Annotated in this window: 8 protein-coding genes; 1 reads left to right on the top strand and 7 read right to left on the bottom strand. The window is 61.5% G+C overall.

Features of this window, described 5'->3' with window-relative positions; translation table 11 throughout:
* Window positions 1-76: 76 nt before the first annotated feature.
* The 4 genes from HX873_RS23450 to HX873_RS23465 form a co-directional block, all read right to left on the bottom strand.
* Window positions 77-1,345 (bottom strand): OprD family porin, encoded by a 1,269-nt coding sequence (locus tag HX873_RS23450; RefSeq protein ID WP_177123278.1) that lies wholly within the window; start codon window positions 1,343-1,345, stop codon window positions 77-79.
* Between the two features lie 148 nt (window positions 1,346-1,493).
* A complete protein-coding gene (gene copD / locus HX873_RS23455; protein ID WP_177123279.1) occupies window positions 1,494-2,351 on the bottom strand; it encodes a copper homeostasis membrane protein CopD in 858 nt (285 codons plus the stop codon).
* Between the two features lie 3 nt (window positions 2,352-2,354).
* Window positions 2,355-2,720, bottom strand: a complete 366-nt coding sequence (copC, locus tag HX873_RS23460; protein ID WP_003207825.1) for a copper homeostasis periplasmic binding protein CopC — start codon at window positions 2,718-2,720, stop codon at window positions 2,355-2,357.
* A gap of 23 nt (window positions 2,721-2,743) precedes the next feature.
* Entirely contained in the window at window positions 2,744-3,187 is a 444-nt protein-coding gene (locus HX873_RS23465; RefSeq protein ID WP_087694483.1) for a GNAT family N-acetyltransferase, read from the bottom strand.
* A 144-nt stretch (window positions 3,188-3,331) separates the two neighbouring features.
* Between HX873_RS23465 and HX873_RS23470 the strand changes: the two genes are divergently transcribed.
* A complete protein-coding gene (locus tag HX873_RS23470) occupies window positions 3,332-3,952 on the top strand; it encodes a TetR/AcrR family transcriptional regulator (protein WP_003207828.1) in 621 nt (206 codons plus the stop codon).
* A 119-nt stretch (window positions 3,953-4,071) separates the two neighbouring features.
* On the opposite strand, the gene preA is transcribed toward HX873_RS23470, so the two are convergent.
* The 3 genes from preA to hydA all read right to left on the bottom strand — a co-directional run bounded on the left by preA (window position 4,072) and on the right by hydA (window position 8,307).
* The gene (gene preA, locus HX873_RS23475; protein WP_003207829.1) at window positions 4,072-5,346 is read right to left on the bottom strand and encodes an NAD-dependent dihydropyrimidine dehydrogenase subunit PreA; all 1,275 of its coding nucleotides are present in this window, start codon (window positions 5,344-5,346) and stop codon (window positions 4,072-4,074) included.
* The gene (locus tag HX873_RS23480) at window positions 5,346-6,713 is read right to left on the bottom strand and encodes an NAD(P)-dependent oxidoreductase (RefSeq protein WP_177123280.1); all 1,368 of its coding nucleotides are present in this window, start codon (window positions 6,711-6,713) and stop codon (window positions 5,346-5,348) included. Before HX873_RS23480 ends, preA begins: the two co-directional genes overlap by 1 nt.
* Before the next feature lie 154 nt (window positions 6,714-6,867).
* The gene (gene hydA, locus HX873_RS23485) at window positions 6,868-8,307 is read right to left on the bottom strand and encodes a dihydropyrimidinase (RefSeq protein WP_003207833.1); all 1,440 of its coding nucleotides are present in this window, start codon (window positions 8,305-8,307) and stop codon (window positions 6,868-6,870) included.
* Window positions 8,308-8,363 lie beyond the last annotated feature (56 nt).

Consider the following 8,363-nt stretch of genomic DNA (forward strand, 5'->3'; position numbering starts at 1 on the left):
CTCCCTCGCCACAGCAATCTCCCTCCCCACGGCAACCTCCCTCGCCACAAAAGCCTTTCCGGTTGTTTGTAAACCGCTATAACAGCGACAGCGGGTAACTGATGAATATCCGGTTCTCATCAAACTCGTTGGTACTGAAATCCCGGCGCATCGTTGCGTTGCGCCAGCGCACATTCAGGTCCCGCAGTGGACCGCTTTGTACCGTGTAGGCCAGCTCCGACTCACGGCCCCACTCCTTGCCATTGGTGATCGCCCCGGTGTGCACGTTATCGCCACTGATGTAGCGGTTCATCATGGTCAACCCGGGAATGCCCAGTACCACGAAGTTGAAGTCGTGCCGCACCTGCCAGGACTTTTCCTTGGCGTTGTCGTAGCTGGCGTTGTAGCTGTCGTTGGCCAGGGTGCCGCCGCTGGTGCCGTTGACCCGCATCCAGGCGCTGTCGCCGGTGAGTTTCTGCAGGCCGATATAGAAGCTGTTGCCTTTGTATTTGGCCGAGAGCAGGGCGAACGCGGTTTTGTTGTCGAGGTCGCCGGCCAGGGCCTTGCCGTCTTCCTTGCCGGTGAAGAATCCGAGGTTGGCGCCCAGGGTCCAGTCGCCCACGGGCTGGCTGTGGGTGAGGTTGAAATACTGTTGCTGGTAGATGTCACTGAGTTCGGCGTACCACACGCCAACCTGGGTGCGCTTGTCGTTGAAGGTGTATTCGCCGCCGCCGAAGTTGAAGCGGTCCGAGGTGAATGCGGCTTTGCCGTTGAGAAACATATCATCCATGCTCGCGTCGTTGCGCGGGCTGTTGCCGCGAAACTGGCCGCCATACAAGGTCAAGCCGGCGATTTCCCTGGACGTTACCTGGGCGCCGCGGAACGTTTGCGGCAGTGAGCGGCCGTCATCCGAGCGCAGGATCGGCAGTACCGGCATCCATTCGCCGACTTTCAATTCGGTGTTCGACAGCTTGGTTTTCAGCGCCACGCCCAGGCGCCCGAAGTTATCGGCAGGGCGGCCATCGCTGCGGGTCGGCAGCAGTTGGGTGCCGGCGGTACCTTTGCCGCCGTCGAGTTTCTGCGAGTACAGGCCCAGCACGTCCAGGCCGAAACCGACGGTGCCTTGGGTGAAGCCGGACCTGGCATCGAGAATGAAGTTTTGCGTCCACTCCTCGGCCTTGCCCTGGGGGTAGGCGGGGTTGGTGAAGTTGCGGTTGAAGTAGGCGTTGCGCAGGTTGAGCGTGGCGGTGGCGTCATCGATGAAGCCTTCTGCCGAGGCGGTGGCGGGGAGGGTAAAGGCCAGGCTGCTCAAACCGATGGCGGCAAAACGGGTGGTGCCGGAGAAATGGCGGACGTGTTGGCTCACAGTGACGCTCCCTTGTCTTCTTGTTGTTTTTATTTTTTGTTATACGTTGTCGTACAACATTGGGGGCGATATTTGCGAGGTTTCAGGGGGTTGTCAATCGAAAGTTATACGATGACTCCCTGCGTGAAGGGAGTCAGTGGGGAAGGAGTTATCCCGCTGCAACCATGGGCGGCAAGGTGCCAAGCAGCGAAACGGCGGCTACCGCTGAAACACCTAGTAACCATTCAATCATCACGCTGGCCTTCAAGGCAGGCAGCCGCTGCTCACAGTTGTGAATCCGCAGGCGGTTCAGCAGCGCCAGGGCGAGCATGCCGAACACCAGCAGCACCTTGATCAACAGGATCAGGGCGAACCCTGTGAACAAGGGCGTCGGCCAGAACTGCCCGGTGAGCACCCGCACGTTGATCAATCCGGTCACCAGCAGCCCTGTCACCAGGCCATAACCGATGCCACTGAAGCGCTTGAGGATCGGTTCCAACGGATAGCGGGGCGATTGCCTGAGGATCAACACCAGCAGGAGCAGGCCGCCCAGCCAGGCACCGACACACACCAGGTGCACCACCTGATTGAGGATCAGCAACTGTCCGGCCATGCCATTGAGCATGGCGCCATGGCCCACCGGTGCCAGTGTCGCCAGCAGCAATGCACAGAGCGGCAGGCGCAACGCCTTCCACGGCGTCATCAGGCCCAGAACCAGCAGCACGTTCAGTAGCAAGTGCCAGGTCCAGACCTGGCCGAAGAAGGTTTTGCCCAGCACCAACTGCACGGTCGACCATTCCAGCGCGCCCAGCCCGACATCGGCCATGCTCGCGCTGATCAACAGCAGCCACGCCACCCCCGACACCAATGCCAGCCACGCCAACCCTTGGGTGATGCGCGACAGTTGGCGGTCCAGCACCGGTTGCGGTCCCGCGCCCAGCAGCCAGGGCCTGAACACACAGGCCCCGAACATCAACAGCACGACGATGAAATGCAGGAAACGGCACAGCACCAGCAGGGTTGCCATGGATTATTGGCCGACCTTGAAGCTGTATTCACCGTTGCTCTTGTGGGTATCCACCGAGACCGCGTTCCACACCACTTTGTAGGTGCCGGCGGCCAAGGGTGCGGCCGGTGTCACCACCAATACTTTCTTGTCGGCGTCCGGGGTTTCCAGGCCCTTGATCGCGACTTCGGTGCCGTCCTTGCTCAGGGATACCTTGGTGAAGGTCGCTTCAACGCCTTCGCTGAACGTCAGGCGCAGGTCCTTGGGCGCGGCGACGCTGCTGTCGGCGGCAGGCTCCGAGCTTTTCAGGTGGGCGTGGGCAAACGCGGCCGAGGCGCCCAGCAGGGAAGCGAGCAGGGCGACGGTGGTGAGGGTCTTCTTGATCAACATTGTTCAATACCTTCAGGTGAGAGTCAGTCGTTCGGTAGTGCCATGTGCAACAAGGGGAAGGGCTTGCCTTCGCCATCGACGGGCGAGCGCCCGGTCTGGATAAAACCATAGTGCAGGTAGAAACCCACGGCCTGTGGATTCTGCTCGTTCACGTCGACCCGCAGGGTGTCGTGGCGGGCGCGGACGAAGTCCAGCAACTGGCGACCGATGCCCTGGCCGCGTCGGTTCGGGTCGATAAACAGCATCTCGACATTATTGCCGCCGGTGCCGACGAAGCCGCCAATGCCTTGGGCATCTTCGTACACCCACACTTCAAGTGCTGGCATCGGCAGGTAGCAGTCGCGTACCAGGGGCAGCAGGCGCTGGATGTCGTCTTCGCTGAGAAAGTCATGGGTGGCGCGCACCGAGCGTTCCCACAGTGCACCCAGCACCGGGTCGTCGCACGCGCTTCGCTGTCGAATAGTCATGGGGGATGATCCTTCGAGGGGATGGCGATGCTAACCAATCCGCTATCGGCGGGGAAGGTTCTTGTACGAAGTTTCACAGTGGCGTGTCGCCGCGATCTAGAGCGGATGGTAGTCTTGAAGCCATGTTGTTGTCAGGGAGCCCTTATGGGCAATCACAAGATCGGTATTCGTCGGGTCAACGTCGAAAAGATTCTGCTGGCGGCTGAAAAGGTCTTCGCCGAGAAGGGCTATGGCAGCACCGCCATGGCCGACATCGCTGAAGAAGTGCAACTGCCGCGCTCCAACCTGCATTACTACTTCAGTACCAAGAGCGAGCTGTACAGCGCGGTGTTGTTCGACCTGCTCGAGGTATGGAAGCAGGACGCCTTGTGCTTCGAGATGTTCGACGACCCGCGGGTGGTGCTCAGCAGCTACATCCGCGCCAAGATGCAACATTCCCGCAGCCGGCCTTATGGTTCGAAAGTCTGGGCGAATGAAATCATCCACGGCGCGCCAACCCTGGGGGAGGCGCTGGATGTGAGCCTGTATGACTGGGCCAAGATGAAGGAAGCGAAGATCCGCCAGTGGGTGGAGGACAAGCGGATTTTGCCGGTGGAGCCGTCGAGCCTGCTGTATATGATCTGGGCGTCGACCCAGCACTATGCCGACTTTGACCATCAGGTGAAGATCCTGAATGACCATCAGCCGTTGTCGGACATGCAGTTTGAGCGGGCGGTGCAGACGGTGACGAGTGTGATCCTGCGGGGGATCGGGTTGGAGCCCTAGATCGTTCCCACGCTCCGCGTGAGAGTGCCGCCCTGGACGCTCTGCGTCCGCTCTTAAGGTCGTGACGCGGAGCGTCAACGGATGCATTCCCACGCGGAGCGTGGGAACGATCATTCAGGCTACACCGCCTCGCGGTAGGGGTTCCTCGGATCCTGCGTCCAGTTCAAAAACGGCTTCCCGGTATCCACCGGCACCATCTCGATACAGTCCGCCACCGGGCAGGTGATCTGGCACAGGTTGCACCCCACGCACTCATCATCGATCACCTCGTATTTATGTGTCCCATCCGCCTGCTTCAAGCTGGCAATCGCCTGGTGCGACGTGTCTTCACAGGCAATATGGCAACGCCCACAGCCAATACATGCCGCCTGGTCAATTTTGGCGATCACCTGGTAATTGATATCCAGGTACTTCCAATCCGTCGTATTGCCCACCGCCCGCCCGGAAAATTCCTGCAGGCTGCTGTAACCCTGGCTGTCCATCCACCGCGACAGCCCGTCCTTCATTTCTTCGACAATCCGAAACCCATGCAGCATCGCCGCCGTGCACACCTGCACCGCGCCGCAGCCCAGCGCGACGAATTCCGCTGCATCGCGCCAGTTGCCAATCCCGCCAATCCCGCAGATCGGCAAGCCTTGTGTCTGTGGGTCCCGGGCAATCTCCGCCACCATGTTCAGTGCGATGGGTTTCACCGCCGAGCCGCAGTAACCCCCGTGGGTGCTTTGGGTGCCGACCATCGGCAGGGCGACCATGCGCTCCAGGTCGACACTGGTGATGGAGTTGATGGTGTTGATCAGCGACACCGCATCCGCGCCCCCACGATACGCTGCCCGCGCCGCCACGCGTATGTCGGTGATGTTCGGCGTGAGCTTGACGATCACCGGCAGCGAGCAATAGGTCTTGCACCAGCGCGTCACCTGTTCCACATACTCCGGCACCTGGCCCACCGCCGCGCCCATGCCGCGTTCCGGCATGCCGTGGGGGCAGCCGAAGTTGAGCTCGATGCCGTCGCAGCCTGTGGCTTCCACCAGCGGCAGGATGTGTTTCCAGGATTCTTCAACACACGGCACCATCAGCGACACGATCAGTGCGCGGTCGGGCCAGTCTTTTTTCACCTGGGTGATTTCCCGCAGGTTGATCTCCAGGGACCTATCGGTAATCAGCTCGATATTGTTGATGCCGAGCACTTCACGGTTGGCGCCAAAGTGCGCCGAGTAGCGCGATGAGACGTTGACCGCGGCCGGGTCTTCGCCGAGGGTTTTCCAGACCACGCCGCCCCAGCCTGCTTCAAAGGCGCGGACCACGTTGTAGGCCTTGTCGGTAGGCGGCGCGGAGGCCAGCCAGAACGGATTGGGGGCTTTGATACCGGCGAATACAATCGAGAGATCGGCCATTACGCAGCCTCCACATTCAGCATGAGTTGGGCGTGCATGGCTTCAGCGGCCAGCTTGCCATGTTGCACGGCCTGGACGGTGAGGTCCTGGCCGAGGCTGACGCAATCGCCGCCGGCGTACACACCGGGGATGCTGGTGCGCAGCTGTTCGTTGACGAAGATCCGATCGCCCTGGCGTTGCAGTTGGTGGGCCAGCGGGTCGTGCAGCGCCTCGTCGTCGAAGCCTTGGCCGATGGCCTTGAAGATCGCGTCGGCGGCCAGTTCGAAGGTCTCGCCGGTGGCTTGCAGGCGGCCATCGACCATGCGGGTGCGGGCGAAACGCATGCCGCGCACATGGCCCTGGTCGTCGAGCAACACTTCTTCGGGCTGGGCCCAGGTCAGCAGGCGTACCTGGTTGGCCTTGGCGATGTCCTGCTCATGGCCGGTGGCGCCCATTTCAGCCAGGCCACGGCGATACACCAGGTTGACGTCACGGGCACCGAGGCGGGCCATTTGCACCGCCATGTCGATGGCCGTGTTGCCGGCGCCGAGCACGATACAACGGTCGGCCAGGGGCAGTTGACTGAGGTCGTCGGCCTGGCGCAGTTCACGGATGTAGTCGGTGGCGGCGAGCAGGCCGGGGGCGTCTTCGTGTGGCAGGCCGAGCTGTTTGCTGGCAGCCAGGCCAAGGCCGAGGAACACTACATCGAACTGCTGGTGCAGTTCGCTCAAGGTCAGGTTGTCGCCCAGGCGCTGGCCGTGACGGATCTCAATGCCGCCAATTTGCAGGAGGAAATCCAGTTCCTTTTGCGCGAAGTCATCCACCAGCTTGTACTTGGCGATCCCGTATTCATTCAGGCCGCCGGCTTTTTCCCGGGCTTCGAAAATCACCACGTCATGGCCGTGCAAGGCGCTGCGATGGGCGCAGGACAACCCCGCAGGCCCGGCGCCGACCACCGCGATGCGCTTGCCGGTGGGCGCGGCGCGCTGGAACGGGTGTTCGCTGAAGTGCGCGTTGTCCACCGCGTAACGCTGCAACAGGCCGATCAGCACCGGGGCGCATTCCTCGGCATTGTTGCGCACGCAGGCTTGCTGGCAGAGGATTTCCGTCGGGCAGACCCGGGCGCAACTGCCGCCGAGGATATTCGCCGAGAGAATCTTCTGCGCGGCGCCCTGGACGTTCTCCGTGTGGATATTGCGGATGAACGACGGGATATCGATCTCGCTGGGGCACGCGTTGACGCACGGCGCGTCGTAGCAGTAGAGGCAGCGCGACGCTTCCAGTTGGGCTTGCCGGGCATTGAGCGGCGGCGCCAGGTCGGTGAAATGCGCGGCGAGGGCCGCCGCATCTTCATGGGGGTGGGGAAGATGGTTCAGGGTCTGGATCACGGTATTGGCCTCACGGTTTTTGAGGTGCTGCCTCTGGTGGGCAGTGGTTTTTTTGTTGCCTGTACCGGCCTCATCGCAGGCAAGCCAGCTCCCACAGGGGAATGCATTTCAAATGTGGGAGCCGGGCTTGCCCGCGATAGGCCGAAGGCCGCTTTCAGCGTTTCACAGCAACCGGCCTGGAACGCTCCGCCCGCTTGCTCAACTGCTCAAACACCGGCGGATACGTCGGCCGTTCGATATACCGACCCGCACCCCGTTCGGCGCGCAAATCCCCATCCGCCCAGACCAGCTTGCCCTGGCTGATGGTATGGCTCGGCACGCCGCGCACGGTCTTGCCTTCGAAGATGTTGAAGTCGACTTTCTGGTGGTGAGTCTTCGCGGAAATGGTCCGTGTGCCTTGCGGGTCCCACAGCACCAGGTCAGCATCGGCCCCCACGCGGATCGCTCCTTTGCGTGGATACAGGTTGAAGATCTTCGCGGTGTTGGTAGACGTCAGCGCAACGAATTCCTGCATCGACAAGCGCCCAGTGTTCACGCCCTCATCCCACAACAGCGCCATGCGGTCTTCGATACCGGCAGTGCCATTGGGAATTTTGCTGAAGTCATCCCGCCCGGCGGCTTTTTGCTCGGCGCAGAAGCAGCAATGGTCGGTGGCGGTGGTGTGCAGGTTGCCCGATTGCAAGCCATGCCACAGTGCCTCCTGATGCCCGCGCGGGCGGAAGGGCGGGCTCATCACATAGCCGGCGGCGGTCTGCCAGTCGGGGTGTTGATACACGCTGTCGTCCAGCAGCAGATGCCCGGCTAATACTTCGCCGTACACCGGCTGGCCCTTGCTGCGGGCGTAGGTAATTTCATCCAGCGCTTCCTTGGTGGACACGTGCACCAGGTACAGCGGCGTGCCGATGGTTTCGGCAATCCTGATCGCCCGGCTGGCGGCTTCACCTTCCACCTGCGAAGGCCGCGACAACGGATGCGCTTCAGGCCCGGTAATGCCCTGGGCCATCAGCTTGCGTTGCAGGTGATACACCAGCTCGCCGTTTTCGGCATGCACCGTCGGTACCGCACCCAGTTCCAGGCAGCGTTCGAAGCTCGCCACCAAGGTGTCGTCGGCGGCCATGATTGCGTTCTTGTACGCCATGAAATGCTTGAAGCTGTTGATGCCGTGTTGGCTCACCAGCTCGGCCATTTCCTCGCGGACCTGCTCGCTCCACCAGGTAATGGCGACGTGAAAGCCGTAGTCGGACGCCGACTTCTCGGCCCAGCCGCGCCACTGATGGAAGGCTTCCAGCAGGGATTGCTGCGGGTTGGGAATCACGAAGTCGATGATCGACGTGGTGCCGCCCGCCAACCCGGCGGCCGTGCCACTGAAAAAATCTTCACTGGCCACGGTGCCCATGAAGGGCAACTGCATATGGGTATGGGGGTCGATGCCGCCGGGCATCAGGTATTGACCGCTGCCGTCGAGTATCTCGGTGCCGGCGGGAATATCCAGATCAGTGCCAATGGCGCGGATTAGACCGTCTGCGCATAAAACATCGGCTCGGTAACTTTCATCATGGGTAATAACGGTAGCGCCACGGATCAACAGCGACATGTCGAGTTCCTCACAGGCTTGACCGGCTTGTGCCAGTTCTAAGTGTTGTCATGCAT

It is taken from the genome of Pseudomonas sp. P7758, from assembly GCF_013386485.1.
GTDB lineage: Bacteria > Pseudomonadota > Gammaproteobacteria > Pseudomonadales > Pseudomonadaceae > Aquipseudomonas.

Bases quoted from the DNA above. Each gene is read 5' to 3' on its own strand.
- copD (WP_177123279.1), bottom strand. From the start codon at position 2,351: ATGGCAACCCTGCTGGTGCTGTGCCGTTTCCTGCATTTCATCGTCGTG.
- copC (WP_003207825.1), bottom strand. From the start codon at position 2,720: ATGTTGATCAAGAAGACCCTCACCACCGTCGCCCTGCTCGCTTCCCTG.
- HX873_RS23465 (WP_087694483.1), bottom strand. From the start codon at position 3,187: ATGACTATTCGACAGCGAAGCGCGTGCGACGACCCGGTGCTGGGTGCA.
- HX873_RS23470 (WP_003207828.1), top strand. From the start codon at position 3,332: ATGGGCAATCACAAGATCGGTATTCGTCGGGTCAACGTCGAAAAGATT.
- preA (WP_003207829.1), bottom strand. From the start codon at position 5,346: ATGGCCGATCTCTCGATTGTATTCGCCGGTATCAAAGCCCCCAATCCG.
- hydA (WP_003207833.1), bottom strand. From the start codon at position 8,307: ATGTCGCTGTTGATCCGTGGCGCTACCGTTATTACCCATGATGAAAGT.